General features: G+C 65.2%; 33 protein-coding genes. 5 read left to right on the top strand and 28 right to left on the bottom strand.

What is annotated here, in order from left to right:
- Window positions 1-76: 76 nt before the first annotated feature.
- From ADE01S_RS07210 to ADE01S_RS07190, 5 genes are all read right to left on the bottom strand, one after another.
- Window positions 77-1,849 carry a branched-chain amino acid ABC transporter ATP-binding protein/permease gene (locus tag ADE01S_RS07210; RefSeq protein WP_062680911.1) on the bottom strand — a complete coding sequence of 591 codons (1,773 nt, stop codon included), beginning with the start codon at window positions 1,847-1,849 and terminating at the stop codon, window positions 77-79.
- On the bottom strand, window positions 1,846-2,769 hold the full coding sequence (locus tag ADE01S_RS07205) for a branched-chain amino acid ABC transporter permease (RefSeq protein WP_062680909.1): 924 nt from the start codon (window positions 2,767-2,769) through the stop codon (window positions 1,846-1,848). Before ADE01S_RS07205 ends, ADE01S_RS07210 begins: the two co-directional genes overlap by 4 nt.
- A gap of 32 nt (window positions 2,770-2,801) precedes the next feature.
- A complete protein-coding gene (locus tag ADE01S_RS07200; protein WP_062680907.1) occupies window positions 2,802-3,989 on the bottom strand; it encodes an ABC transporter substrate-binding protein in 1,188 nt (395 codons plus the stop codon).
- Window positions 3,990-4,059: 70 nt separating this feature from the next.
- Window positions 4,060-4,824 (bottom strand): SDR family NAD(P)-dependent oxidoreductase, encoded by a 765-nt coding sequence (locus tag ADE01S_RS07195; RefSeq protein WP_062680905.1) that lies wholly within the window; start codon window positions 4,822-4,824, stop codon window positions 4,060-4,062.
- Entirely contained in the window at window positions 4,821-6,539 is a 1,719-nt protein-coding gene (locus ADE01S_RS07190; RefSeq protein WP_062680903.1) for an FAD-dependent oxidoreductase, read from the bottom strand. The genes ADE01S_RS07195 and ADE01S_RS07190 overlap by 4 nt, the downstream gene beginning before the upstream one ends.
- 152 nt (window positions 6,540-6,691) lie before the next feature.
- Between ADE01S_RS07190 and ADE01S_RS07185 the strand changes: the two genes are divergently transcribed.
- Window positions 6,692-7,543 carry an IclR family transcriptional regulator gene (locus ADE01S_RS07185; protein ID WP_087881439.1) on the top strand — a complete coding sequence of 284 codons (852 nt, stop codon included), beginning with the start codon at window positions 6,692-6,694 and terminating at the stop codon, window positions 7,541-7,543.
- 85 nt (window positions 7,544-7,628) lie between these two features.
- Here the strand turns inward: ADE01S_RS07185 and dsbD are convergent, their stop codons facing one another.
- Together dsbD and cutA are read right to left on the bottom strand one after the other, a co-directional pair.
- On the bottom strand, window positions 7,629-9,518 hold the full coding sequence (dsbD, locus tag ADE01S_RS07180; RefSeq protein ID WP_062680901.1) for a protein-disulfide reductase DsbD: 1,890 nt from the start codon (window positions 9,516-9,518) through the stop codon (window positions 7,629-7,631).
- Window positions 9,518-9,865, bottom strand: a complete 348-nt coding sequence (gene cutA, locus ADE01S_RS07175; protein WP_062680899.1) for a divalent-cation tolerance protein CutA — start codon at window positions 9,863-9,865, stop codon at window positions 9,518-9,520. The genes dsbD and cutA overlap by 1 nt, the downstream gene beginning before the upstream one ends.
- A gap of 122 nt (window positions 9,866-9,987) precedes the next feature.
- Between cutA and ADE01S_RS07170 the strand changes: the two genes are divergently transcribed.
- Window positions 9,988-10,425, top strand: a complete 438-nt coding sequence (locus ADE01S_RS07170) for an HIT family protein (RefSeq protein WP_062680897.1) — start codon at window positions 9,988-9,990, stop codon at window positions 10,423-10,425.
- Window positions 10,426-10,521: 96 nt separating this feature from the next.
- Here ADE01S_RS07170 and rplQ read toward each other — a convergent pair whose 3' ends face one another.
- The 19 genes from rplQ to ADE01S_RS07080 all read right to left on the bottom strand — a co-directional run bounded on the left by rplQ (window position 10,522) and on the right by ADE01S_RS07080 (window position 20,685).
- Complete coding sequence (gene rplQ / locus ADE01S_RS07165; protein WP_025136324.1) at window positions 10,522-10,917, bottom strand: 50S ribosomal protein L17; 396 nt, start codon at window positions 10,915-10,917, stop codon at window positions 10,522-10,524.
- Between the two features lie 185 nt (window positions 10,918-11,102).
- Window positions 11,103-12,089, bottom strand: a complete 987-nt coding sequence (locus ADE01S_RS07160; RefSeq protein WP_006216514.1) for a DNA-directed RNA polymerase subunit alpha — start codon at window positions 12,087-12,089, stop codon at window positions 11,103-11,105.
- A 216-nt stretch (window positions 12,090-12,305) separates the two neighbouring features.
- Window positions 12,306-12,929, bottom strand: a complete 624-nt coding sequence (gene rpsD / locus ADE01S_RS07155) for a 30S ribosomal protein S4 (protein ID WP_062680895.1) — start codon at window positions 12,927-12,929, stop codon at window positions 12,306-12,308.
- An 11-nt stretch (window positions 12,930-12,940) separates the two neighbouring features.
- Window positions 12,941-13,342, bottom strand: coding sequence for a 30S ribosomal protein S11 (gene rpsK / locus ADE01S_RS07150; RefSeq protein WP_006216516.1), 402 nt, complete (start codon window positions 13,340-13,342; stop codon window positions 12,941-12,943).
- Window positions 13,343-13,357: 15 nt separating this feature from the next.
- Window positions 13,358-13,723 carry a 30S ribosomal protein S13 gene (rpsM, locus tag ADE01S_RS07145; RefSeq protein ID WP_006389632.1) on the bottom strand — a complete coding sequence of 122 codons (366 nt, stop codon included), beginning with the start codon at window positions 13,721-13,723 and terminating at the stop codon, window positions 13,358-13,360.
- Between the two features lie 43 nt (window positions 13,724-13,766).
- Complete coding sequence (rpmJ, locus tag ADE01S_RS31145) at window positions 13,767-13,880, bottom strand: 50S ribosomal protein L36 (RefSeq protein WP_003806928.1); 114 nt, start codon at window positions 13,878-13,880, stop codon at window positions 13,767-13,769.
- Window positions 13,881-13,914: 34 nt separating this feature from the next.
- Entirely contained in the window at window positions 13,915-14,133 is a 219-nt protein-coding gene (gene infA, locus ADE01S_RS07140) for a translation initiation factor IF-1 (protein WP_003806927.1), read from the bottom strand.
- An 8-nt stretch (window positions 14,134-14,141) separates the two neighbouring features.
- Window positions 14,142-15,467, bottom strand: a complete 1,326-nt coding sequence (gene secY, locus ADE01S_RS07135; protein WP_043541570.1) for a preprotein translocase subunit SecY — start codon at window positions 15,465-15,467, stop codon at window positions 14,142-14,144.
- A 14-nt stretch (window positions 15,468-15,481) separates the two neighbouring features.
- The gene (gene rplO / locus ADE01S_RS07130) at window positions 15,482-15,922 is read right to left on the bottom strand and encodes a 50S ribosomal protein L15 (RefSeq protein ID WP_043541568.1); all 441 of its coding nucleotides are present in this window, start codon (window positions 15,920-15,922) and stop codon (window positions 15,482-15,484) included.
- Window positions 15,923-15,931: 9 nt separating this feature from the next.
- On the bottom strand, window positions 15,932-16,117 hold the full coding sequence (rpmD, locus tag ADE01S_RS07125; protein WP_006216520.1) for a 50S ribosomal protein L30: 186 nt from the start codon (window positions 16,115-16,117) through the stop codon (window positions 15,932-15,934).
- 3 nt (window positions 16,118-16,120) lie between these two features.
- Window positions 16,121-16,642: a 30S ribosomal protein S5 gene (gene rpsE, locus ADE01S_RS07120; RefSeq protein ID WP_013397003.1), complete on the bottom strand. Its 522-nt coding sequence runs from the start codon at window positions 16,640-16,642 to the stop codon at window positions 16,121-16,123.
- Between the two features lie 15 nt (window positions 16,643-16,657).
- Window positions 16,658-17,023: a 50S ribosomal protein L18 gene (rplR, locus tag ADE01S_RS07115; RefSeq protein WP_013397004.1), complete on the bottom strand. Its 366-nt coding sequence runs from the start codon at window positions 17,021-17,023 to the stop codon at window positions 16,658-16,660.
- Window positions 17,024-17,044: 21 nt separating this feature from the next.
- Entirely contained in the window at window positions 17,045-17,578 is a 534-nt protein-coding gene (gene rplF / locus ADE01S_RS07110) for a 50S ribosomal protein L6 (protein WP_062680894.1), read from the bottom strand.
- 12 nt (window positions 17,579-17,590) lie between these two features.
- Window positions 17,591-17,986, bottom strand: coding sequence for a 30S ribosomal protein S8 (rpsH, locus tag ADE01S_RS07105; protein ID WP_062680892.1), 396 nt, complete (start codon window positions 17,984-17,986; stop codon window positions 17,591-17,593).
- A gap of 10 nt (window positions 17,987-17,996) precedes the next feature.
- A complete protein-coding gene (rpsN, locus tag ADE01S_RS07100) occupies window positions 17,997-18,302 on the bottom strand; it encodes a 30S ribosomal protein S14 (protein ID WP_006216527.1) in 306 nt (101 codons plus the stop codon).
- 12 nt (window positions 18,303-18,314) lie between these two features.
- Window positions 18,315-18,854 (bottom strand): 50S ribosomal protein L5, encoded by a 540-nt coding sequence (rplE, locus tag ADE01S_RS07095; RefSeq protein ID WP_043541565.1) that lies wholly within the window; start codon window positions 18,852-18,854, stop codon window positions 18,315-18,317.
- Between the two features lie 12 nt (window positions 18,855-18,866).
- On the bottom strand, window positions 18,867-19,187 hold the full coding sequence (gene rplX / locus ADE01S_RS07090) for a 50S ribosomal protein L24 (protein WP_006389623.1): 321 nt from the start codon (window positions 19,185-19,187) through the stop codon (window positions 18,867-18,869).
- Window positions 19,188-19,198: 11 nt separating this feature from the next.
- Window positions 19,199-19,567 (bottom strand): 50S ribosomal protein L14, encoded by a 369-nt coding sequence (rplN, locus tag ADE01S_RS07085; RefSeq protein WP_006216531.1) that lies wholly within the window; start codon window positions 19,565-19,567, stop codon window positions 19,199-19,201.
- 353 nt (window positions 19,568-19,920) lie between these two features.
- Entirely contained in the window at window positions 19,921-20,685 is a 765-nt protein-coding gene (locus tag ADE01S_RS07080; protein WP_082775732.1) for an aspartyl/asparaginyl beta-hydroxylase domain-containing protein, read from the bottom strand.
- Window positions 20,686-20,875: 190 nt separating this feature from the next.
- On the opposite strand from ADE01S_RS07080, the gene ADE01S_RS07075 reads away from it, so the two are divergent.
- Complete coding sequence (locus ADE01S_RS07075; protein WP_062680890.1) at window positions 20,876-22,303, top strand: NAD-dependent succinate-semialdehyde dehydrogenase; 1,428 nt, start codon at window positions 20,876-20,878, stop codon at window positions 22,301-22,303.
- A gap of 69 nt (window positions 22,304-22,372) precedes the next feature.
- Here the strand turns inward: ADE01S_RS07075 and ADE01S_RS07070 are convergent, their stop codons facing one another.
- Window positions 22,373-23,041, bottom strand: a complete 669-nt coding sequence (locus ADE01S_RS07070; RefSeq protein ID WP_062680888.1) for an ArsR/SmtB family transcription factor — start codon at window positions 23,039-23,041, stop codon at window positions 22,373-22,375.
- 101 nt (window positions 23,042-23,142) lie between these two features.
- On the opposite strand from ADE01S_RS07070, the gene ADE01S_RS07065 reads away from it, so the two are divergent.
- Complete coding sequence (locus ADE01S_RS07065) at window positions 23,143-23,649, top strand: DUF2938 domain-containing protein (RefSeq protein WP_062680886.1); 507 nt, start codon at window positions 23,143-23,145, stop codon at window positions 23,647-23,649.
- Here ADE01S_RS07065 and ADE01S_RS07060 read toward each other — a convergent pair.
- Complete coding sequence (locus ADE01S_RS07060; RefSeq protein WP_062680884.1) at window positions 23,623-24,618, bottom strand: AraC-like ligand-binding domain-containing protein; 996 nt, start codon at window positions 24,616-24,618, stop codon at window positions 23,623-23,625. The two genes, ADE01S_RS07065 and ADE01S_RS07060, sit on opposite strands and share 27 nt — an antisense overlap.
- A 168-nt stretch (window positions 24,619-24,786) precedes the next feature.
- On the opposite strand from ADE01S_RS07060, the gene ADE01S_RS07055 reads away from it, so the two are divergent.
- Complete coding sequence (locus tag ADE01S_RS07055; RefSeq protein WP_062680882.1) at window positions 24,787-25,662, top strand: alpha/beta fold hydrolase; 876 nt, start codon at window positions 24,787-24,789, stop codon at window positions 25,660-25,662.
- Window positions 25,663-25,678: the final 16 nt, after the last annotated feature.

Raw genomic sequence — 25,678 nt, 5'->3', positions numbered from 1 at the left:
TCGCGCCGTAGGAAATCTGCACGGATTCTAGTTTCAGCATCGCTTGCGGCCCGTTGGTACGAAAGAGGACATGGCCTCAGGCCATGCCGGTCCCGAGATAGGCTTCGATCACCCGCTTGTCGGCCTGCACCTGCGCGGGCTTGCCTTCGGCGATCTTGATGCCGTAGTCCAGCACGATCACGTGGTCGGAAATCGCCATTACCAGATCCATGTGGTGCTCGACCATCAGCAGCGTGATGCCGCAGGAGGCGCCGACGCGCACCAGCAGCTCGCCCAGTTCCGCGGTCTCCTGCGGGTTCAGGCCCGCCGCCGGCTCGTCCAGCAGCAACAGTGTCGGCTCGGTCGCCAGCGCGCGGGCCAGTTCCACCCGCCGCTGCAACCCGTAGGGCAGGCTGCCCGCGGGTGTGCCGGCCAGATGGGCCAGGCCCACCATCCGCACCAGCCGGAGCGCGTGATCGCGTGCCCGGCGTTCCTCGGCGCGCGCGCCGGGCAGGCCCAGCAGCGATGCCCAGAACCCGTTCTTCATGCGGCAATGACGGCCCAGCAGCACGTTGTCCAGCACCGACAGTTCGCCGAACAGGCGCAGGTTCTGGAAGCTTCGGCCAATGCCCAGCGCGCAGATGGCGTGCGCCCGCTCGCCCGCGATGTCCGTGCCGCGGAAGCGCACCACGCCCGCGTCCGGGATGACCACGCCGCTCAGCATATTGATGAGTGTGCTCTTGCCGGCGCCGTTGGGGCCGATCAGCGCATGCACGTGGCCGCGCCGCAGGCAAAAGGAAATGTCCTGCGCCGGCTTCACGCCGCCGTAGGCCTTGCTCAGGTTCTCGACCACCAGCAGCAGGTCCTCGCGGCCCGCGTCGGCCGGACGGGACGCGGCCGGCGGCGCGGCCTCGCTCCCCTCGCCCGGCTGGGCGTCCGCGACGCGGGGCGCGCGCCGCGCGAACAGCCCCGTGACGCCGCCCGGCATGAAGTACAGCGCGAACAGCAGCAATGCGCCATAAAAGAAATGCTGCACCGACGGCCAGCGCGCGAGCAACGCATCGATGATGGTCAGCGCGACGGCGCCGACCGCGGGCCCCGCCTTCGACCCCGCGCCGCCGAACAGCACCAGCAACAGGATGAAGATGGACAGGTTGAAGGTGATGAAGTCCGAATTGATGTACTGGTTCTGCTGCGCCACCAGCGCCCCCGCGATGCCGCAGGTCACCGCCGCGACGACGAACGCGATGACCTTGGCGCGGTACACCCGCACCCCGACCGACGACGAGGCGATCTCGTCGGCCTGCACCGATAGCAGCGCGCGGCCGAAGCGCCCGTCCAGCACGTTGCGCAACAGCAGCTGCGTCGCCACGCACAGCACCAGCGCGAACCAGACCCATTGCTGGTTGGTGAACGCCTCCCCGCGCCAGGTCAGCGGCATGATGCCGAACAGACCCGACGGGCCGCCGAAGACGTCCACCCACTCGGTGACGATCTTCTCCACCACGATGCCGAACGCCAGCGTCACCATGGCGAGATAAGGTCCTTTCACGCGCAGCGACGGCAAGGCGATCAGCACGCCGAACACGCCCGCCACCACCGGCGCCGCCGCCAGGGCCAGCCACGGATCGACCTGCCACCGCGACGTCAGCAAGGCCGCGGTGTAGGCGCCGGCCGCGAACAGGCCGGCCTGCCCCAGCGATTTCTGCCCGGCGTAGCCGACCAGCACGTTCACGCCCGCGGCGCACAGGTAATACACGCAGGACATGAAGACGATGCGCAGGTAGTAATCATTGTCCACGAGCGCGGCGAATACCGCGAGCGCCGCCGCCAGCGCCCCGGTGATCAGGGTAGGTCCGTGCCGCTTCATACCTTCTCCACCAGCCGCTTGCCGAACAGGCCCGTGGGCCTGACCGCTAGCACCAGGATCACCAGCGCGAAGACGGCGACTTCGCGCCACTGCGACTGCCAGAGGTTCACGTACGATTCCAGGATGCCCAGCACGAAGCCGCCCACCACGCAGCCGCGCGGATTGGACAGACCGCCGATCATGGCGCCCGAAAAGCCCTTGAGTCCGATGGCCAGGCCCATGAAGATCGACGCTGAAGTGATAGGCGCCACCAGGAATCCCGCCAGTCCGGCCAGCGCCGAACTCGCGAAGAACGCGCCGGTCATCACGGCATTCACGTTGATGCCCATCAGGTTGGCCACCGCCGGATTCGCTGCGACCGCCCGCATTGCCTTGCCCAGCACCGTGCGGTTCATGATGCGGTCGAACAGCACCATGACGATCACCGCCACGGCCAGCAACAGCAGCTCCTGGCTGCGCACGCCTGCCCCGAACACCCGGATGACCTCGTCGCCGAACGGCGCGGGCACGGTGACGGGCGCGGGCCCCCAGACCGCGAAGGCCGCGCTTTGCAGCAGGATGCCGAAGCCCAGCGTGCTCATGACCCACGCCATTCCCGGGCGCGAGGCGAACGGCTTCACGCCGAACACGTACAGCAGCACGCCCAGCAAGCCCATCGCCAGCACCGCGGCCAGCCCGGCCAGCAGGTACTGCCAGCCGCTGAGCGCCAGGCCCGTGAAGGCGGCCGTGGTGATCGGCTTGCCGGCGAACAGGAACAGCGCGCCCACCCCGACGAAGGCGCCCACGGACACGAACTCCCCATGCCCGAAGTTCAGCGTGCGGGTGGTGGTGAAGGTAATGCTGAATCCCAGCGCCACCAGCGCGTACGCGCCCCCTACGGCCAGCCCGCTGACGAGCGCCTGCAACAATGTCGCCAACATGATGGCCCCTTATCCCTATCGCCTGCCCGCGCCTACTTGGCGGCGGCGGCGGTCACGTCGTCCGCGTAGGGCACCAGCTTTCCGTCCTGCCAGTGCGCCCATTTGTAGTCGCCCACCAGCAGCGCGTCGTGGACGGTGGCCGAGAACGGCTTTTCGTAGGTCTTCATGGCGCCCTCGTAGCGGCCTTGCAGGTTCTCCAGCGCGACGCGCACCTTGTCTCCGTCGGTGGAGTCGGCCTGCTTGATCGCCATGCCCAGCAGGTTCATGCCATCGTAGGCATGCGCCAGGAAGCCGAAGGCGGTGGGAGACGTCATCTTGGCCGACACGCGGTCGTAGAGTTTCTGCTGCGCCGGCGTGCGGTTGTCGGTGATGGTGCGCAGGAAGAAGGGCTTCTCCGACAACGTCTTGCCGGCCGTGTCGTAGAACGCGATGTTGTCCGCCGCCCAGGAAGTCAGCGTCAGGGGGAACCAGTTGATCTTCTCCATGCTGCGGAACACATGAGCGATAGGCGTGCTCTGCGCCCAGATCACTACCGTGTCCACGCCCGCGGCCTTCAGCTTGTTGAGCTGCGAGGTCATGTCGGTATCGGCCACGCCGAACTTCTCGACCGCAACCGGCTTGATGCCCTGCGCGGCGCCCACTTCCTCCAGGTCCTTGAGCGCGCTCTGGCCGTAGCCGGTGGTTTCGATCATGAAGCCCACGTTCTTGACCTTGGGATTCTTCTTCAGGTAGCCGATCACGCCGTCGACCTGCTCGCGGTCGACCATGCCGACGCGGAACATGTAGTTTTCGGCGCCCGCGCGCACGGGCTTGGTGATGTCGGTGCCCGAGCCGATGGCGCCCATCACCGGTATCTTCTTCTGGTTGGGGATGTGCTTCCAGGCCAGCGCGTTGCCGGAGTTGGTCGGGCCCACGATCGCCACCACCTTTTCGTTGTCGATCAGGTCGGTCATGTTCTGGATGGACTTGGGCGGCTGCGAGAGATCATCGCGCACCACCAGCACCAGCTTGCGGCCCAGCAGGCCGCCCGCGGCGTTGATGTCGTCGATGGCGGTGCGCAATCCCAGCACGGCGGCCTGCCCGCTTTGCGCGGACGGCGAGGCCGACAGATCGCCGTTGAAACCGATCTTGATGTCCTGGGCCTGCGCCTGCGCGCCGATGGCCAGCGCGCACAACACGGCGGCCTTGGACAAGGTGGAGAAAATCCCCGGTGTTTTCATCGCTGTCTCCTGTGTTTTGTGGATGTGCTGCAAGTCGATGATCGATTCGGCGCCCGCCGCGCGTTGCTCGCTATACCGCGAGATAGCCGCCGTCCACCGGCAGGGACACGCCCGTCACGTAGGCCGCCATGGACGATGCCAGGAAAACGACGGGGCCCACCAGGTCTTGCGGCTGCCCCACCCTCCCGAGCGGGATGCGCTGCATGAAGCTGGCCAGCCGCGCCGGATCGTCCCGCGTGTATTGCGTCATCGGCGTTTCGATGACGCCCGGCGCGATGGCGTTGACCCGGATGCCGTCGGGCGCGAGATCGCGCGCCATCGCCTGCGTCATCATCTTCACGCCGCCCTTGGACGGCGAGTAGCCCAGGGTCGACCCCGCCCCCGCGAACGACGCGATGGAACCCACGTTGATGATGACGCCGCGCGTGGCGCGCAGCGCGTCCAGGAAAGCATGGATCATGTTGAAGCCGCCGTTCAGGTTCACATCCAGCACGCGGCGCCAGTTCTCGGCGGCGCGGGGACTGTCGATGCCTTCGCGGATCAGGATGCCGGCGTTGTTGACGAGCACGTCGATGGGGCCCTGCGCTTGCCGGACTGCCGCGGCGATGGCCTCGCAGGCGCGGGGGTCGGTCACGTCCAGCGCATGGGCGCACGCCTGGCCGCCCGCCGCGAGGATGTCGTCGGCGGCCTGCCTGGCGTTGCCGGCATCCACGTCGGTGGCCACCACGCGTGCGCCGGCCGCGGCCAGGCCCAGCGCAATCGCGCGACCGTTGCCCTGCCCCGCGCCGGTGACCAGCGCCAGCTTGCCCTGCAGCAATCCTGGCGCCCCGCTCATGCCGCCTCCTGCGCCGCCGCGCTGGCGGCGATACTCCGGCCGGCGATGTAGCCGAACGTCAGCGCCGGCCCCAGCGTGATGCCGGCGCCGGGATAGTTGCCGCCCATGATGCTGCAAGCGTCGTTGCCCACGGCGTACAGGCCGGGGATGGCCTCGCCATCCCCGCTCAAGGCCCGGCCCTCGCCATCGACTTTCAGGCCCGCGAACGTGCCGATATCGCCGATCATCATCTTGATCGCGTAGTACGGCCCCTTGACGATGGGCGCCACGCAGGGATTCGGGCCGTGCAGGGCATCGCCCTGGTAGCGGTTGTAGGCCTTGCTGCCCTTGCCGAACTCCGGATCGCGCCCCTGCGCGGCTTCGCGATTGAACGCCTCGATGGTCTGCCGCAGGCTGCCGGCGTCGATGCCGGTTTTCTGCGCTAATTCCGCCACCGAGGGCGCCCGCGTCAGGTAGCCGGTATCCAGATAACGCTTGATGGGCAGGGGGAACGGCGCGACGCTGCCCAGGCCGTACTTGCGCAGGGTCCGGTGGTCGCAGATCAGCCAGGCGCAGGTCTCGCTCTCGCCTTGGCACGCGCGCACCATCTCCTGCACGAAGTCGTGGTACGAACTGCCCTCGTTGGCGAAGCGCTTGCCCTTGCGCGTCACCGCGATGACGCCCGGCTTGGCCCGGTCGATGAAGTGCGGCATGTAGCCCGGGCTGCCGTCCTTGCGCGTCACCACCGACACCGGCACCCAGGCCGCCGCGTTGGGCAGCCCGGCGTTCACGCTGGCGCCCACGCTCTCGGCCATGCGCAGGCCGTCGCCGGTATTGCCGGCGGGCGAAGGCGAATAGTGTTCCGTGCCGGTCGGCGCATGCGCGTAGAGGCGCTTGCGGCGCTCGATGTCATAGGGGAAGCCGCCGGACGCCAGCACCACCGCGCGCGCCGCGCGCACCCGCACGGTCGCCCCGTCGCGCTGCACCACGGCACCGCGCACGGCGCCATCCTCGACGATGAGGGAGCGGGCCGGGGCGCGCAGCCACAACGGGATGCCCAGCTTGAAGGCGGACGCGGCCAGGCGGCCCGCGAGGGCATTGCCGTTGGTCAGCGTCATGCCTCGGCCGTGCTTGGCCACGTCCAGGAAGTGGCGCGACAGGCGCTTGGCGACGTACCAGGCGGAAGCCGGCGAACGCGTCGCGCGCATGAAGTGCACGATTTCCTTGCCCGAACCCAGCATCATGCCGAACACGGTCAGTTCGGGCAGCGCCGGCGCCAGGTCGCGGATATGGGCGCCCAGCTTGCGCCCGTCGTAGGGCCGCGCCACCATCGAACGACCGCCCTGCTTCCCGCCCGGGGCTTCCGCGTGGTAGTCGGGGAACACCAGCGGCATATCGAACTGCACGTCGGTCTTCGAGGTGAAGAAATCGACGGCCTGGGGGCCATGCTCCAGGAACGCATCGACGCGCTCGGCGTTATAGCTGTCGCCGGCTTCATGGCGCAGATAGGCGCGCCCTTCGTCCGGGGTTTCGTGTATCCCCTGCACCTTGGCCAGGGACGTGCCCGGGATCCAGAGCCAGCCGCCCGAACGCGCGGTGGACCCGCCGAAGCGCGGCTCTTTTTCAACGATAAGGACCTTCAGGCCCGCCGTGGCGGCCGTGATTGCAGCCGCCATGCCGGACGCGCCCGACCCGACGACCAACACGTCGCAGTCGTATTGACGAGAATCTTCCACGTTGTCTCCATACCCACTGGCGGCCGTCCTCCGATCCGGGGATCGCGGCGGCCTTCTTGTTCCTGGGACTGTAGACAGTCGATTTGATAGTGTCAATATGGTTTGCTATTAGCGAAAGTACTAACATAAGCAATCCAATTCGATAAAGAAAAATGGCCACCACTCCCAGCAACGGCAAGCGCAATGCCGCGCAATCCCCTGTCAAGCCGCCCCCGCGCAGGCGCGGCATCCAATCCATCGAGGTCGGCGGCAAGCTCCTGCTCGCGCTGCTGGACCACTCGTCTTCGTTGCCCCTGGGCGCGCTGGCGAAGGCCGCCGGCATGTCGAGCGCCAATGCCCACGCCTATCTCGTCAGCTACGGCAACCTGGGCCTGGTCCGGCAGGACCCGAACTCCGGCGAGTACGAACTGGGGCCGCTCGCGCTGCAGTTGGGGCTGGCGGCGCTGCACCGGCTGGATCCCATCAAGATCGCCGTGCCGATCACGCGCGAACTCGCCGAAAAAACGGGGCAGACGATCGCGATCGCCGTGCTGGGCAACCTCGGCCCCGTCATCGTGCACCTGCATGAATCCAACTACCCGATCCACGTCAACATGCGCACCGGCACGGTGATGTCCTTGACGAACACGGCCACGGGCAAGGTCTTCGCGGCCATGCTGCCGCCCAAGAAGATCGAAAGCCTGCTGCACGAGGACTTCCTGCGCCTGGGCGCGGTGCCCTCGCTCGGCAAGTCGGAGAAGTTCGAGCGGACCTTGCGGGAAGTCCGCCAGCGCGGCATCGCCCGCGCCATCGGCGACCCGATACCCGGCATCAACGGGCTGAGCGCGCCGGTGTTCGACTCGAACGGCAATGTCGTCCTCGCCATCACGGCCATCGGCGCCGCGGGGGTATTCGACGCGCGCTGGAGCAGCCCGCTCATCGCCGAGGTCAAGCGCTGCGCCGACGCGATCTCCGCGGAGCTGGGCTGGCAGCACCGTGACGCGCGCGCCACGCGCCAGGGCTAGACGGACAAAGGCCGCGACCGGGGCAGTTCCCCGGCCGCGGCCTGTTTGGCCTTGCACGGCGGCCTTGCGGCCGCGCCGGCGGGCGTCAGCGCACCAGCACCTTGTCCAGCGATTCGGTGAACCGCTTGGCGTCCTGGAAGCCCACGACGCGCGCGTCGGGCAGCTCCTTGCCCCCGGGCTCGAAGAACATGATCCCGGGAGGGCCGAACAGACGGAAGCGCTTGAGCAGCGCGCGGTCGTCGGCATTGTTCGCCGTCACGTCCGCCTGCACCAACACCATGCCCGCCATGCGCTGCGCGACGCCCGGATCGGTGAAGGTGAACCGTTCCATCTCGCGACACGACACGCACCAGTCCGCGTAGAAATCCAGCATGACCGGCTGGCGGCTCTGCGCCAGCACCGCGTCCAGTTCGGCGTTGTTGCGCACACGCATGAAGCGCACTTCGCCGCCGGCTTCCGCCGCGGCCACGGGTGCGCCCGGACGCGCCGCCAGGTGCGACAAGGGCTGCAACACGTCGCGCCCCCCGCTGGCCGCGCCCACCAGCCACGCGGCCGCGGCCAGGGCCAGCAGCAGGCCGAGGCCCTTGCCGAACATGCGTCCGGCGCCCGCGCCCTGGGGCAAGGCATCGAAGGCGCGCAGCATCACGGCCGAGACCGCCGCCAGGAACGCCCAGCCCGTCATCTGCACCCAGGTCGGCACGACGGGAATCAGCATCCACCAGGCCGTGGCCAGCAATAGCATGCCGAACAGACGCTTCACGCCGTCCATCCACGGGCCGGCCTTCGGCAGCAGGGCCCCCGAGGATGCCCCCACGATCAGGAGCGGCACCCCCATGCCCCATGCCATGGCGAACAGCGCCGATCCGCCCAGAACCACGTCGCCGGTCTGCGAGATGTACAACAGGGCGCCGGCCAGCGGAGCGGCCACGCACGGCCCGACGATGAGGGCTGACAAGGCGCCCATCAACAGCGCGCCGGTGTAGCGGCCGCCGGGAATGCGCGAGGCGCGCTCGGACAGCCGGGCCTGGATGCCCGACGGCATCTGGAAAGTGAACGCGTCGAACATGGCCAGCGCCAGCACCGCCAGCAGCGCGGCGAAGAGGCTCAGGATCCAGGGGGTTTGCAGCCAGGCCGCCAGGCCGGCGCCGCTCAGGCCGGCCGCCACGCCCAGCGCGGTGTACACGACCGACATGCCCAGCACGTAGGTCGCGGCCAGCGCCAGGCCGCGCTTGCGGCTCGGCCGGGCTTGCGCCGAACCGCCCACCACGATGGACGACAGGATGGGAATCATCGGCAGCACGCAGGGCGTGAAAGCCAGCAGCAGGCCCAGCACCAGGAACACGCCGGCGGTCTTGGCCCAGCCCAGTCCGCCCAGCGCATCCGCGAGCCCGGTATCGCCGGCATTGACCAGCGCGCTCAGGCCGCCGGACCCCGCCTCGGCAGGCGCGGCGCCCGCCGGCCCGGCCAGCGCATAGCCGCCCTCGACCGGGGTCAGCTTGACGTTGCTGTCCATGGGCGGATAGCACAGGCCGGCATCCGCGCAGCCCTGGCCGGTCAGGGTCAGCGTGAAGGGCTGTCCGCCTGCGGCGATCGGCACGCGTATGCGTACGTCCTGGTGGAAGACCTCCATGTCCTTCTCGAAGGTGGGGTCGTACTTCACCTCGCCCTTGGGATAGACGGCTTCGCCCAGCGTCGCGGCGCCGATGGGACTGATCGTGATGCCGAAGCGCTCGCGATACATGTAATACCCGGGCGCGACGCGGTAGCGCATCTCCAGCATGTCCGGCGCCACCATCTCCGCGCTGAACACGAAGGCCTTCTCGGGTTCCAGGAACTCCGCCTCGGCCCGCGCCGCGGCCTGCCAACCCAGCAACAGCAGCGTCATCGCCAACAGGGCGAGGCACCGCCCGAGCAAAGCGCGGGCCGCGCGAGGCTGGCGCCCCGGCGCGCCGACGATACCGGCAAATTGCAACATCACTCTCTCTTGTTCTGCGTGACGTCCGTTTGTTCGCGCACCCAGTCCAGGTAGGGCGCGGCGCCGCCGATGACCGGCAGCACGATGATCTCGGGCACGTCGTAGGGATGCATCTGCGCCAGGGCCTGCACAACGGCCTGGTGGCGCGCGTAGGTGGTCTTGATGTGGATGGGGATTTCCTCGGCCCCTTCGACTTCTCCTTTCCACATGTAGATGGACAGGCCCGGCGCGCCAAGGTTCACGCAGGCGGCCAGGCCGTCTTCGACCAGGACATGCGCGATCCGCTTGGCCAGAAGCAGGTCGGGCGCATTGCTGATGACCATCACAACGTCGTCATCTCGCAACATGAGGCCTCCTTGGAATACCCGTATGGGACGTAACTCGGGGTATTTTATCGGTATTGCGGCCATCGCCCGGATCGCCCGGGCCAGCAAGCGCCGCCATGCAACCCGTTTTCACCGAGGCACGCATGTCCGATAACTGTCTGTTCTGCCGCATCGCCCGGCACGAGATCCCCGCCCACGTCATCCACGAAGACGAACGCCTGCTGGCGTTTCTCGATATCCAGCCGGTGCGCCCCGGGCACACGCTGATCATCCCGAAGCAGCACTACCCCTATTACGAGGACATGCCGGCCGACCTGGCGGGCAACATCCTCAACCTGGGCCAGAAGCTGGGACGCCACATGAAGCGCCTGTACGGCGTGGAACGGGTGGGTTTCGCCTTCACCGGCATCCACGTGGCGCATGCCCATGCGCACGTCATCCCCATGCATCATCCGCAGGACGTCACCTCCACCCAATACATCGAGCAGCAGGACCTGACGTTCAAGATGCCGCCCCAGGCCGCGCCGGACGCGCTGGCGGCGCTGGCGGCACAGTTGCGCGGCGAACTGCACGCGTCCTGACGCGCATCGCGGCGCGCCGGCCCGCCAATCCGGGCCCGGAATAAAACAAGGGCGGGTCCGAAGACCCGCCCTTGTCGCTTATCGCTCTACCGAAACTTACTCGGCAGCGCTGTCCTCAGCGGCTTCATCGACTTCCGGACGATCAACCAGTTCCATGAAAGCCATGGGAGCGTTGTCGCCTTGACGGAAGCCCATCTTCAGCACGCGGGTGTAGCCGCCGTTGCGGGCCGCGTAGCGCGGGCCGATTTCGGCAAACAGCTTCACCACGGCATCGCGGTCGCGCAGACGGGCAAAAGCCAGACGCTTGTTCGCGAGGGTGGGTTCTTTACCCAGCGTGATCAGGGGTTCGATGACGCGGCGCAATTCTTTCGCCTTCGGCAGCGTGGTCTTGATGGCTTCGTGGGTGATCAACGAAACGGCCATGTTGCGGAACATGGCAAGACGGTGACTGCTGGTGCGGTTGAGCTTACGCAAGCCATTACCGTGACGCATGATAAGTTTCCTTTGAATCTAAAGACGGCGTTTCCGCCATCGGGTTGTCCGGCTCTTCTATCAACCTGCGATCAGGCTGCGGTCCGGTAGAAAACGGTGCATTTTACGACGATTTCGCAAACGGGCCGGCGCAAGGCCGGCTGCCTGCGGGAGCCGCCCCTTTCCAGGGATGGCCCCCTCAAGACTTAGGGACGCTCCAGGCCCAGGGGGGGCCAGTTTTCGAGCTTCATGCCCAGCGTCAGGCCGCGTGCGGCCAGGACTTCCTTGATCTCGTTGAGCGACTTGCGACCCAGGTTCGGGGTCTTGAGCAACTCGTTTTCGGTACGCTGGATCAGGTCGCCGATGTAGTAGATGTTTTCGGCCTTCAGGCAGTTGGCCGAACGCACGGTCAGTTCCAGGTCGTCGACCGGGCGCAGCAGCACCGGGTCGATCTGCGGCGTGCCGCGGACCGGAGCTTCGTACGAATCGCCAGCGCCTTCCAGGGCGGCGAAGACCGAGATCTGGTCCATCAGGATGCGAGCCGACTGGCGCACCGCTTCCTCGGGCGAGATCACGCCGTTGGTTTCGATGTCCAGGACCAGCTTGTCCAGGTCGGTGCGCTGTTCCACACGGGCGCTTTCAACGGCGTAGCTCACGCGGCGGACCGGGCTGAACGAAGCGTCCAGGACGATGCGGCCGATGGTGTGGGTGCGGTCTTCCGACAGCGCGCGCACGTTGCCCGGCACGTAGCCGCGGCCCTTCTCGACCTTGATCTGCATTTCCAGCTTGCCCGCGTCCGTCAGGTTGCAGATGGCATGGCCGGGGTTGATGATCTCGACGTCGTGCGGCAGCTCGATGTCGCTGGCCAGCACGGTGCCGGCGCCGGTCTTGCGCAGGACCAGGGTCACTTCGTCGCGGTTGTGCAGCTTGAAGACCACGCCCTTCAGGTTCAGCAGGATGTCGACGACATCTTCGCGAACGCCCGGGATGGTCGAGTATTCATGCACCACGCCCGTCATCTGGACTTCGGTCGGCGCGTAGCCGGTCATCGAAGACAGCAGGATGCGGCGCAGGGCGTTGCCCAGCGTGTGACCGTAGCCACGCTCGAACGGCTCCATCACGATCTTGGCATGGTGCGTGCCGACCGGTTCGACTTCAATGGAGCGCGGCTTCAGGAAACCTTGAGTGGACATTTACTGTGTTCCTTTTCAATACCCTCGGCTCGTTACACCGATAAGGCTGATGGACAGGGTGAAACTTGAAACAGGACGGCGCGAAAAAACGCCGGCCGATACTTACCGCAAAGCCCGCTCCACCGAAAGGCGGAAAGCGGGCTGCTGCGGGACGTGCAAACGGGTCGCGAGACCAGCTCGCCGACGCTTCCGCGAAGGAGGCGCCGGCAGGCCTGATTAACGCGAGTACAGTTCCACGACCATCGATTCGTTGATGTCGCGAGCGACGTCAGCGCGATCGGGGGCCGACTTGAACGTACCGGTCAACTTGGTCGTATCGACTTCCACCCACTGGGGGATGCCGATGCTGGTGGCCAGGTCGAGCGATTCCTTGATACGGCCTTGCTTCTTGGCCTTTTCGCGGATCGAGATGACGTCGCCAGCCTTGACCAGCATCGAAGCGATGTCAGCCGTGTGGCCGTTCAGTTCGATGGCGCGGTGGCTCACCAGCTGGCGAGCTTCGGCGCGCGTCGAGCCGAAGCCCATGCGGTAGACGACGTTGTCCAGGCGCGATTCCAGCAGCTGGATCAGCGTTTCGCCGGTGTTGCCACGGCGACGCTCGGCTTCAACGAAGTACTTGCGGAATTGCTTTTCCAGCACGCCGTACATGCGCTTCAGCTTTTGCTTTTCGCGCAGCTGCAGGCCGTAGTCGGAAGTGCGAGCACCCGAAGTGCGGCCGTGTTGGCCAGGCTTGGAATCCAGCTTGCACTTGGAATCCAGCGAGCGACGGGCGCTCTTCAGGAACAGGTCAGTACCCTCGCGGCGCGAGAGCTTGCATTTGGGTCCAATATAACGTGCCATGTGGATTCCCTTTAGATACGACGACGCTTCGGCGGACGGCAGCCGTTGTGCGGAACGGGCGTGATGTCGGCGATGCTCGAAATCTTGATGCCCAGCGCGTTCAGAGCGCGGACCGACGATTCGCGGCCGGGGCCGGGGCCCTTGATACGCACTTCCAGCGTCTTGATGCCGTACTCCAGCGCAACGCGGCCAGCCGTTTCAGCGGCAACCTGCGCGGCGAACGGGGTCGACTTACGCGAACCCTTGAAGCCCGCACCGCCCGACGTGGCCCACGACAAAGCGTTGCCCTGACGGTCGGTGATGGTGATGATGGTGTTGTTGAACGAAGCGTGAACGTGCGCGATGCCGTCCGAGACGTTCTTCTTGACCTTTTTGCGCACGCGCGAAGCGCCGCTGGTGGAAGCTTTCGCCATAATCCAGTTCCTCGATTATTTCTTCAGGGACGCAGCAGCACGACGCGGGCCCTTGCGGGTGCGAGCGTTGGTGCGAGTGCGCTGGCCGCGCACGGGCAGGCCGCGCTTGTGGCGCATGCCGCGGTAGGTTCCCAGGTCGATCAAACGCTTGATCGAGAGCTGCACTTCACGACGCAGGTCACCCTCGACCGTGAACACACCAACGTGTTCGCGGACGCGTTCCAGTTCAGCGTCGCTCAGATCCTTGACCTTTTTGTCAAACGGGACGTTAGCCGCTTCGCAAATCTTGCGAGCGCGCGTACGACCGATGCCAAAAATGGCGGTCAGGCCGATCTCGGCGTGCTGATGCGGCGGAATGTTAATGCCAGCAATACGGGCCATGACTGTTCCTTGAATAAATCCGTTGCGTAGTCGCTAACCCGAGTTAGCCTTGACGCTGCTTGTGACGCGGGTCGGTGCAGATAACGCGCACCACGCCGTGACGTTTGATAACTTTGCAGTTGCGGCAGATCCGCTTAACCGATGCCATTACTTTCATGGTTGACTCCTAATTTTCCGTAATCCGGTTCCGCTTATTTGGAGCGGAAGACAATCCTGGCTCGCGTCAGGTCATAGGGCGTGAGCTCCACTGTGACCTTGTCACCCGGCAGGATCCGGATGTAATGCATACGCATCTTGCCGGAAATATGGCCCAACACCACGTGGCCGTTTTCGAGCTTGACGCGAAATGTCGCGTTCGGGAGGTTCTCAAGAACCTCACCTTGCATCTGAATGACGTCGTCCTTGGACATTCTTGTGCTTACCGCATCGGCAAACCCGAGCCCTTGAAGTTAGCCTTCTTGAGCAGCGAGTCGTACTGGTGAGACATCATGTAGGCCTGGACTTGCGCCATGAAATCCATCGTCACCACCACAATAATCAACAGAGACGTACCACCGAAGTAGAAGGGAACGTTCCAGCGCATCACCAAGAATTCCGGCAACAGGCACACCAACGTGATGTAGATGGCACCTGCGAGCGTCAAACGCATCAGGATCTTGTCGATGTAGCGCGCCGTTTGTTCGCCCGGACGGATGCCCGGAACAAACGCACCACTCTTCTTCAGGTTGTCCGCCGTTTCGCGGCTGTTGAACACCAGAGCCGTGTAGAAAAAGCAGAAGAAAATGATCGCGACCGAGTACAGCGTGATGTAGAGCGGTTGACGAGGCGACAGGGCCGCAGCCAGGTCGCTAAGCCAGCGCATGTTCTCGCTGCTGGAGAACCAGCTCGTGATCGTGGCCGGGAACAGAATGATCGACGACGCGAAGATCGGCGGAATCACCCCTGCCATGTTCAGCTTCAGCGGCAAATGCGAGCTTTGGCCACCGTAGATCTTGTTGCCGACCTGACGCTTGGCGTAGTTCACCGTGATCTTGCGCTGTCCGCGTTCCACGAACACCACAAAAGCGGTAACCAGCACCACCAGAGCCACGATGAACAGTGCCGACAGCACGGACATCGAGTTGGTGCGGACCAGGTCCAACAGTGCAGCCAGCGCTGCAGGCAAGCCTGCGACGATACCTGCGAAGATCAGGATGGAAATCCCGTTGCCCAGACCGCGTTCCGTGATCTGCTCACCCAGCCACATGACGAACATGGTGCCGGTGACCAGGGTCACGACGGTCGTAAAGCGGAACAGCATGCCCGGATCGATCACCAGTCCCTGCTGGGACTCCAACGCTACCGAAATGCCCACAGCCTGCACCAGCGCCAGCACGACCGTGCCGTAGCGGGTGTATTGGGTGATCTTCCGACGGCCGGACTCGCCCTCTTTCTTGAGGGCTTCCAGCGACGGCACCACCACAGACATCAGCTGCATGATGATGGATGCCGAAATGTACGGCATGATCCCCAGGGCAAAAATCGAGAAGCGCGAGAGCGCCCCGCCCGAGAACATGTTGAACAGGCCGAGGATCCCGCCCTGGTTCTGACGGAACAAGTCCGCCAGCGCATCCGGGTTGATGCCCGGTACCGGGATGTGCGTACCCAACCGGTAAACCACCAGGGCGAGCACCAGGAAAACGAGACGGCGCTTCAGGTCGCCGTACCGTCCTCCGGTTTTGCCCAATGCCTGCGCGTTAGCCACTCGTCACCTCGTGATCAGGCAAGCGAGCCGCCCGCGGCTTCGATGGCGGCGCGAGCGCCGGCCGTCGCGGTAATGCCCTTCAGCACAACCTTGCGCGAGAGTTCACCCGACTTGATGACCTTGGCGTAACGAACCGCCTGGCCGATCACGCCAGCGGCCTTCAGCACTTGCACGTCGACTTCGTCGATGGGCAGGGCTTGCAGGTCCGACAGACGGACTTCGGCGTACAGGTGCTGGCCGAGCGGGGTGAAACCACGCTTGGGCAGACGACGCTGCAGCGGCATTTGACCGCCTTCGAAGCCAACCTTATGGAAACCGCCCGAACGCGACTTCTGACCCTTGTGACCACGGCCGGCGGTCTTACCCAGACCCGAACCGATGCCACGGCCGACGCGGCGCTTGGCGTGCTTGCTGCCCTCGGCGGGCTTCAGCGAATTAAGTTGCATATCCGACATGGTGATTCCTTAGGCTTCCGAGACGGAAACGAGATAATCCACCTTACGGATCATCCCACGCACCTCGGGCGTATCGACCAGCACGCGGCTGCTGTTGATGCGGCCCAAGCCCAAACCGCGAACCGTATCACGGTGCGATTGCTTGGTACCGATCACCGAGCGCACGAGGGTCACTTTGATCTGCTTCTGAGCCATGATTTACCCCAGGATTTCTTCGACCGACTTGCCGCGCTTGGCAGCAACATCAGCCGGGGTCATGGAGGCGCGCAGGCCGTTCAACGTGGCGCGAACCATGTTGTAGGGGTTGCTGGAGCCCAGGCTCTTGGCAACCACGTTACGCACACCCATCACATCAAAAATAGCGCGCATCGGGCCGCCGGCGATAACGCCGGTACCTTCAGCAGCGGGCGAGATCAGCACGGTAGCGGCGCCATGCTTGCCAACCACGGTGTGGTGCAGCGTGCCGTTCTTCAGCGCGACCTTGAACATGCCGCGGCGGGCTTGTTCCATAGCCTTCTGAACGGACACCGGCACTTCACGCGCCTTGCCCTTACCCATGCCGATGCGGCCATCGCCATCGCCAACCACGGTCAGCGCGGCAAAGCTCATGGTGCGACCACCCTTGACCACTTTGCTCACGCGGTTGACCGCGATCATCTTTTCGCGGAGGCCGTCATCGTTCTCTTTTTCCGCGGCGTTCTTGCCTTGTACTTTAGCCATTTGACAGATCCTCGCTTAGAACTTCAGGCCGGCTTCACGCGCGGCATCGGCCAGCGCTTTCACGCGGCCATGGTAACGAAAGCCCGAGCGATCGAAAGCGACCAGTTCGATACCGGCAGCCTTGGCCTTTTCGGCCACGCGCTTGCCGACCAGCGACGCAGCGGCTTTGTTGCCGCCCTGACCGGTTTGGCCGGCCAGTTGCGCGCGCACTTCGGCTTCGACCGTCGAGGCGCTGACCAGAACGCGATCGCCTTCCGGCGAAATGATGTTGGCGTAGATGTGCTGGTTCGAGCGGAAAATCGAGAGGCGATGAACGCGCAGCTCGTTGATCTTCCGGCGGGTCGGAACCGCACGACGCAAACGGGAAACTTTTTTGTCCATGATTCGTCCTTGCGTGCGCCGTTATTTCTTCTTGGTTTCTTTGATGACGACGCGTTCGTCCGAGTAACGCACGCCCTTGCCCTTGTAGGGTTCGGGTTCGCGGTACGCGCGGATTTCAGCGGCCATCTGACCGACGACTTGCTTGTTGGCGCCCTTGATGACGATTTCCGTCTGGGTCGGGCACTCGGCCTTGATGCCGGCCGGCAACTGGTGCAAAACGTCGTGCGAGAAACCGAGCTGCAGCTTAACGGCGTCGCCTTGAATCGAGGCGCGGTAACCCACGCCGACCAGGTTCAGCTTGCGCTCGAAGCCCTTGCTCACGCCGGTGACCATGTTGGCCACCAGAGCGCGCACGGTACCCGACATGGCGTTAGCGTGACGGGTTTCGTTGGCGGCGGCAAACGTAAGCTTGCCGTCGTCCAGCGCAACCGTGACGTCGCCGGTCAGGGCTTGGGTCAGGGTGCCCAGCGGGCCCTTGACGGTGATCTGATCCTGCTGGATGTTGGCTTCAACACCCTTGGGCAGTTCGACCGGATACTTAGCAATACGTGACATTCGAATTTCTCCTTAGGCCACGTAGCACAGCACTTCGCCGCCGACGCCGTTGGCGCGAGCCTTACGGTCGGTCATGACGCCGCGCGAGGTCGAAACGATAGCCACGCCCAGGCCGTTCATGACCTGAGGAATGCTGGTACGGCCCTTGTAGATACGCAGACCGGGGCGCGAGACGCGTTCGATGCGCTCGATGACCGGACGGCCAGCGTAGTACTTCAGGGTGATCTCGAGCTCAGGCTTGGCCTGGGTGCCCTTGATATCAAAGCTGTCGATGTAGCCTTCGTCCTTCAGCACAGCGGCAATGGCCGCCTTCAGCTTCGAGGAGGGCATGCTCACCGTAACTTTGTCCACTTGCTGCGCATTGCGAATGCGGGTCAGCATATCGGCGATGGGATCGCTCATGCTCATATTGTTTCTCCTACCAGCTGGCCTTGGTGATGCCGGGGATTTCACCCTTCATCGCCATTTCACGCAGTTTGTGGCGCGTCAGGCCGAACTTGCGGAACACGCCGCGCGGACGACCGGTGACCACGCAACGGTTACGTTGACGCGTCGGGTTGGCATTGCGCGGCAGCTGTTGCAGCTTGAGCCGAGCTTGGTAACGTTCTTCGTCGGTCTTCGACTGGTCGTCGATGATCGCCTTCAACTCAGCGCGCTTGGCAGCGAACTTGTCAGCCAGCTTGGCGCGCTTGATGTCGCGATTGATGAGGGAAAGTTTAGCCACGTCATCAGCCCCTTAGTTACGGAACGGGAAGCTGAAGGCCGTCAACAGCGCCTTGGCTTCTTCGTCGGTCTTCGCGGAGGTGGTGATGCTGATGTTCAGCCCACGCAGCGCGTCGATCTTGTCGTACTCGATTTCGGGGAAAATGATCTGCTCTTTCACCCCGATGTTGTAGTTGCCACGGCCGTCGAACGCACGACCCGAGATACCGCGGAAGTCGCGCACGCGAGGCAGCGCAACCGCCACCAGGCGATCCAGGAATTCGTACATGCGCTGACCACGCAGCGTGACCATGCAACCGATCGGGTAGTTTTCGCGGATCTTGAACCCGGCGATAGCCTTCTTGGTCTTCGTCACGACGGGCTTTTGGCCGGCGATCTTGGTCAGGTCCGAGACGGCGTGCTCGATAACCTTCTTGTCAGCCACGGCTTCCGAGACACCCATGTTCAGGGTGATCTTGGTGATGCGCGGCACTTCCATCGTGCTCTTGTAGCCAAACTTGGCTTGCAGGTCGGCAGCGACCTTGCTCTTGTAGAGATCTTGCAAACGAGACATGTCTATCGCCCCTTACGCCTTGGCGCCGACAACGGCACCATTGGAACGGAACACGCGAACCTTGCGACCTTCCACTTCTTGCACGCCCACGCGGTCGCCACGACCGGTAGCGGGGTTGAAGAGCGCCACATTCGAGATGTGGATCGGCATGGTCTTTTCGACGATTCCGCCCGGGTTGTTGGCCATCGGGTTGGCTTTCACGTGCTTCTTGACGACGTTGACGCCTTCGACCAGAACGTGGTCGGCATCGACGCGCGCCAGCACGGTACCGCGACGCTTCTTGTCGCGGCCGGTCAGGACGATGACTTCGTCGCCTTTACGAATGTTGTTCATCGTAGGGCTCCTTACAGCACTTCCGGGGCCAGCGACACGATCTTCATGAACTTCTCGGTACGCAGTTCACGCGTAACGGGTCCGAAGATGCGGGTGCCGATGGGCTCCAGCTTGGCGTTGAGCAACACGGCGGCATTGCCACCGAAACGAATCAGCGAACCGTCTTTACGGCGCACGCCCTTGGCGGTACGAACCACCACGGCATTGTAAATTTCGCCTTTCTTGACGCGTCCGCGCGGAGCCGCATCTTTGACGCTCACCTTGATGATGTCGCCGATACCGGCATAACGGCGCTTGGAGCCGCCGAGCACCTTAATGCACATGACATGACGCGCACCAGTGTTATCGGCCACGTCCAGCGTGGTCTGCATTTGGATCATGATTTTTCCTGTTCCAACTTAACTGGAAATACGGTTTTCCCCAAAAGGGAACACTGCAATTCCTGCCAGTTTTGGTCCCGTCAGGTCAGCCGCCCTGCTTATTGTTGGCTGGCGCCTCGAGCTTCCGCTCCAAAGACCAGCAACTGGTGGCAACGCAACGACCCTGGGTTGAAATCCTGCGGGTATTCCCCCAACACGTTGGCCTGAGCTTATCCCTGGCCAATCGACAATCTGGGAAAGCTGACAATTCTAGCCTGCTTATATTTTGAGCGCAAGCCCTTTGTTGAGATAGTGAGCAAATACACGACAGCGCCTGTGGAAAACTTCCCTTTGGGGGGCGTTTTCGGCCCGGTTCAATCCAGCCCTTTTTTATCGCGGTAGTAGTTTCGCTCCCAGGCGTCATGGTTGGCCTTGCCGCGGCGGATTTCGTCGGTGAACGGCGCCGCCGCCAGCACCAGCCGGTTGAGCCAGCGTATCGGCGCCCGGCACGGGCGCTCGAAGTCCACGAAGAGCACGGCGCGCGGCCCGGCGGTGTCGTTGTGCACCTCGTGGGGGTACAGATCGTCGAACACGACGGCCTCGCCCTCCTTCCAGCTGTAGCGTTCGCCCCCCACCTCGATCCAGCATCGGTCGGCCGGCTCCGGCACCACCAACCCCAGGTGCAGGCGCAGGACCCCGTTGTACGGCCCGGTGTGCCGGGGGATGCGCTTGCCCGGCTCCAGGATCGAAAAGAAGGCGGTGCGCAGGCCGGGGATGTCCTGCAAGGCCCGCGCGGTGGCCGGGCAGCGCGCCAGGTTGCGCTCGGACCGCAGGCCGTAGCCCATGAAGACGAACGTCTTCCACTGGTCGTCCGACGTGATCATGCCCACATCCGGGGACAGTTCATGGAAGGATGGCAGCTGCCGGCGCTCGGCCAGCAGGCCGCTCAGCTCGGCGCGAATGGCGGGCGCTTGGGCTTCAAGCCGGGCCACCCAGGGGAACTGGCCGTTCTGGAAGATGGGCCGGTCGCCCACCAGCGAGGCCTGGGCGATGCGGTTGCGGAGCCAGTCGATGAAACGGAAAAAGGCTCGTGAGTAGAAACTGGGCTTGCCGGACGGACGCGCATCGACGGGTTGCACAATAGATAACCGGGTGGGCAGCCAAAGATGCACCATTTTGTCCATGCCCGGGCGCGCACGCAAGGTTCGCCCGCCGATTGGCTCCAAGCGTCCTCCCCGCATTGGACCTCCCCGCGGCCCGCAAGCTGGTTTAGACTGGCACGGGCGACAGCGATCGCTATCCACTCCTACTTCGCAAGGAAAGACAGGCATGTATGAACAGTTGGCGCTGTATATCGACGGCGAATTCGTCGCCGGAGAGGGCAGGCGCACCCAGGACGTCATCAACCCGGCCACGCTGGAAGTTCTCGGCCAGCTGCCCCACGCCACCGAAGCGGATCTGGATCGCGCGCTAGCCGCCGCCCAGCGTGCTTTCGAATCCTGGAAGAAGTCGTCTCCGATGGAGCGTTCCGCCATCCTGCGCAAGGTCGCGACGCTGTCGCGCGAACGCGCCAAGGAAATCGGCCGCAACATGACGCTGGACCAGGGCAAGCCGCTGGCCGAGGCCGTCGGCGAAGTCACTTCCTGCGCCGAGCACGCCGATTGGCACGCCGAGGAATGCCGCCGCATCTACGGCCGCGTGGTGCCCCCGCGCAACCCCGACGTGCGCCAGATCGTCGTGCGCGAGCCCATCGGCGTTTGCGCCGCGTTCACGCCCTGGAACTTCCCCTACAACCAGGCCATCCGCAAGATCGCCGCCGCCATCGGCGCCGGTTGCACGGTGGTGCTGAAGGGCCCCGAGGATTCGCCCAGCGCCGTCATGGCGATCGCCCGCATGTTCCACGACGCCGGCCTGCCCAAGGGCTGCCTGAACATCGTCTGGGGCGAGCCCGCCAAGATCTCGGACTACCTGATCCGCTCGCCGATCGTGCGCAAGGTATCGTTCACCGGTTCCGTACCGGTGGGCAAGCAACTGGCCGCACTGGCCGGCGCCCACATGAAGCGCGTCACCATGGAACTGGGCGGCCACTCGCCCGTGCTGGTGTTCGACGACGCCGACATCGACCGCGCCGCCACCATGCTGGCCAAGTTCAAGATCCGCAACGCCGGCCAGGTGTGCGTGTCGCCCACCCGCTTCTACGTGCAGAACGGCGCCTACGAGCAGTTCCTCGCGCGCTTCTCCGAAGTGCTGAAGAACATCAAGGTCGGCGACGGCCTGGAAGACGGCACCGACATGGGCCCGCTGGCGCATGAACGCCGCGTCCCCGCCATGAGCGCCTTCATCGACGACGCCAAGAAGCACGGCGGCAAGGTGGTGGTCGGCGGCGGCCCGCTGGACCGCAAGGGCTTCTTCTTCGCCCCCACCGTCGTGACCGACCTGCCCGACAACTCCATGCTGATGACCGAAGAACCCTTCGGCCCGGTCGCGCCCGTGGTCCGCTTCACCGATACCGATGAAGTGCTGCGCCGCGCCAACAGCCTCCCCTTCGGCCTGTCGTCGTACGTGTTCACGAACTCGCTGCAGACCGCCACCAAGGTCTCCAATGGCCTGGAAGCCGGCATGGTCAACATCAACCATTTCGGCAGCGCCCTGGCCGAGACGCCCTTCGGCGGCATCAAGGACAGCGGCATCGGCAGCGAAGGCGGCCTGGAGACGTTCGACGGCTACCTGGTCACGAAGTTCATCACGCACGTCTGACCCTGCCCGCTCGAAAAAAAACCCGGACGTCATCGTTCGGGTTTTTTTTGCCTGGCGGGCTACCCGGCCTCAAGCCGCTTCGACGCGCAGCCCCGCCGCCTTCCATTCGGGAAAGCCGACGTCCAGCCGGCGCGCGCGCAGCCCCCTGGCCTGCAGCGCGGCGACCGCATCCGACGACAGCACGCAATACGGGCCCCGGCAATAGGCCACGATGTCGGCATCGGCCGGCAGCTCCGCCAGCCGGCGTTCCAACTGCTCGGGCGGGATGTTGACCGCCCCCGGCAGATGGCCGAGCGCGAATTCTTCCGCGGGACGCACGTCGAGCAGCGTGACGCTTCCGCTGGCCAGCAGACCCAGCAATTCATCCACGGAAACGCCATCCAGCCGCTCGCGCCGGTGAACGCTGTCGGCGATGACTTCCTCGATCTCGGCGCGCTGGTGTTCGGCATAACCGCGCAGCGCCGCCAGCAACTGGGCCACCGGCCCCGTGCCCAGGCGGTACAGGACGCGCTTGCCGTCGCGCCGGGTCTGGACGAAACCGGCGCGGCGCAGGTGCTGCAGATGCTGGGACGTATTGGCCACCGACAGCCCGGAGAGTTCGGCCAGGCGCTCTACCGCGCGCTCGCCCTGGGCGACGTGCTCAAGCAGCACCAGCCGGTGCGCGTGCCCCAAGGTCTTGGCGATCTCGGCGAGCGCATCGAAATGCTGGGCGGGATAGGAATCGGCGGAGGCGTTCATTGACATCACGATACCATCACTCTAACATTCAATCAATAAATTGAATGTCTTGATATCTATCCGCGCGGCCGCACTGCCTGGCGCGGCAACCGGAGATGCCCATGCCCCCCGAACTCGAATTCCTGTCGCGCGCCCTGATGATCGGTATCGGCGCGACCGCGGTCATGGACTTATGGGCGGTTTTCCTCAACCGCTGCTTCGGCGCCCCCTCGCTCAACTACGCCATGGTGGGCAGGTGGGTCGGCCATTTGGCACGCGGCCGCTACACCCATGAGGCCATCGGCCGCGCCGCCCCGGTGCGCGGCGAACTCGGGCTGGGCTGGGCAGTGCATTACGGGGTCGGCATGGCGTTCGCGGCGATGCTGCTGGCGGCCGTCGGCCTGGAATGGGCCCAGCGCCCCACCCTGATGCCCGCCCTGCTATTCGGATTGCTCAGCGTGGCGGCGTCCTTTCTCATCCTGCAGCCGGGCATGGGCGCCGGCATCGCCGCCTCCCGCGTGCCCAAGCCCAATACGGCGCGCGCGCGCAGCCTGATGGCGCACGCCTCGTTCGGCGTGGGACTGTACCTGGCGGCCTGGGGCTCAGCCCTGCTGCTGGCCCGCGCCTGAGGCCTCGGGCCAGCAGCCGGCCCGCAAGTCGCGCGGCGTCATGCCGAAGCGGCGCTTGAACAGGCGGCTGAAGTGCGAGGGGTGCGAAAAGCCGACCTGATAGGCCAGCTCCGAAATGCTGCGGTGGCGATGCTGCGGGTTCAGCAGCAGTTCGCGGCACTTGTCGAGTCGCTGCTCGAAAATGAAGGATTCCGCCGACAGCCCGCCCGCGCGCAGGATGCGGTGCAGATACGCCACGGACAGGCCGCAGCCCTGCGCCACATACTGGGGCGACAGCGCCGGATCCGCCAGATGCTGGCGGATGTAGGCCAGCACGCGTTGCCGGTGCGCCACCGTCACGCTGCTGTCCGACTCCGAGGCCTGCCCCTGCCCCGGCTGTACCAGGAACAGCACGATCAGGTCGATCAGGCGCTCGCCCAGTTCCGCCACTTCGATGTCCGACCAGCCGCCCATGCCCTTGAACAGATGGTCCATGTAGCTGGCCAACAGCGCGCCCCGCGATGAGCCGTCGTCCACGCGCAGCTTGTAGAACGCGCCGATGCGGGAATCGCGCTGGGACAGCGCGCTGCGCGGAAACGAAACGCTCAGGCTGCGGTAGCCGGCGGCGCCCTGCGCGGTCGCCTCGTAGGGCAGGCTCTGGTTCATCAGGTACACGCAGCCCGGCTCGATCTGAAACTCCCGGCCCCGCTGCCGCACGGCCAAGGGCCCCGCCAGCGGCAGGCCGAAGGTATAGAACTCCTGGTCCAGCCGCGACACGTTGCCGGCGGTGCGTTCGAGTTTCTGCCCCTGGTAGTGCAGGTCGTTGAATTGCAGGCTGGCGCGGCGCGCGTAGCGCACGTGCCCGGAAAAGTTGCCGGGCCGGCCGTGATGCACCTCGAACGGGCCGAACGCGTCCGAGAGGGCCGCGCGCCATTCGTCGCGCCGGTCCGCGCCGGCGCCGGCCGAAATGGCGAATTCCGTATCGGACATGGCGCGGTCTCCTTGTACGCGGGGATCGGCGCCGGGCGCTCGTGATCCTGCGTCTACATATTCTTGACTCACCCTGTTCCGGGGTGTCGGCCGCCTTGTTGGCGCGCTTGGCGCAAGTCTATAGTCAGCCCGATAAGCACACAACCTGGACAACCCGGGAGGAGACCCATGGCGAACGCGTCCGCGCCGGCTTCGCGCTATCTGCGCTGCGAAGGCCGCGAACTGCACTACACGGAATGGGGCGCCGCGGACGCGCCCCCCGTCATCATGTGGCACGGCCTGGCCCGCACCGGACGCGACTTCGACGACCTGGCGCAGGCGCTCGCGGGCGATTACCGCATCATCTGCCCGGACACGATAGGCCGGGGCCTGTCCCAATGGAGCCCCGACCCGGCGGCCGAGTACCGGCTGGATTTCTACGCGGCGCTGGCGCGCGCCCTCCTGGACGGCCTGGCGCTCGCCCGCGTGCGCTGGGTCGGCACGTCCATGGGCGGCGCGACGGGCATGCATGCCGCCGCCACCACGCTGCGCGACCGGATCTCGCACCTGGTGGTCAACGACATCGGGCCCGAGCTGCCCCAGGCCGCCATCCAGCGCATCCTGGACTACGTCGGCACTCCGCCCGCCTTCGACACGGTCACGGAACTGGAGGGCTGGCTGCGGGTCGCCTACAAGCCCTATGGCTGGCAAAGCGACGAGCAATGGCGCCGGATGGCCGAGACCTCCATGCGCCGCCTGCCGGACGGCCGCGTCACCGCCCACTACGACCCGGCCATCGTCGGGCAGTTCAGCCATCACCCCGATGACTACGCGCGCTGGAGCGGCTACGACTCGCTGCGCATGCCGGTCCTGCTGCTGCGCGGCGCCGACTCGGACCTGCTGCTGCCGGAGGTCGCCGACGCGATGACGCGCCGCGGCCCGCGGGCGCAACGCATCGACTTCCCCGATTGCGGCCACGCTCCCGCCCTGAACGTCGCCCCCCAGATTGAAGCCATCCGCCAATTCCTGGCCACGCCGGACCAACCGGCGGCCATCCGCCACTGATAACAGGAGCCCACCC

It is taken from the genome of Achromobacter denitrificans NBRC 15125 (assembly GCF_001571365.1).
In the GTDB taxonomy this organism is placed as follows: domain Bacteria; phylum Pseudomonadota; class Gammaproteobacteria; order Burkholderiales; family Burkholderiaceae_B; genus Achromobacter; species Achromobacter denitrificans.
This window is presented reverse-complemented; position numbering and strand designations above follow the sequence as displayed.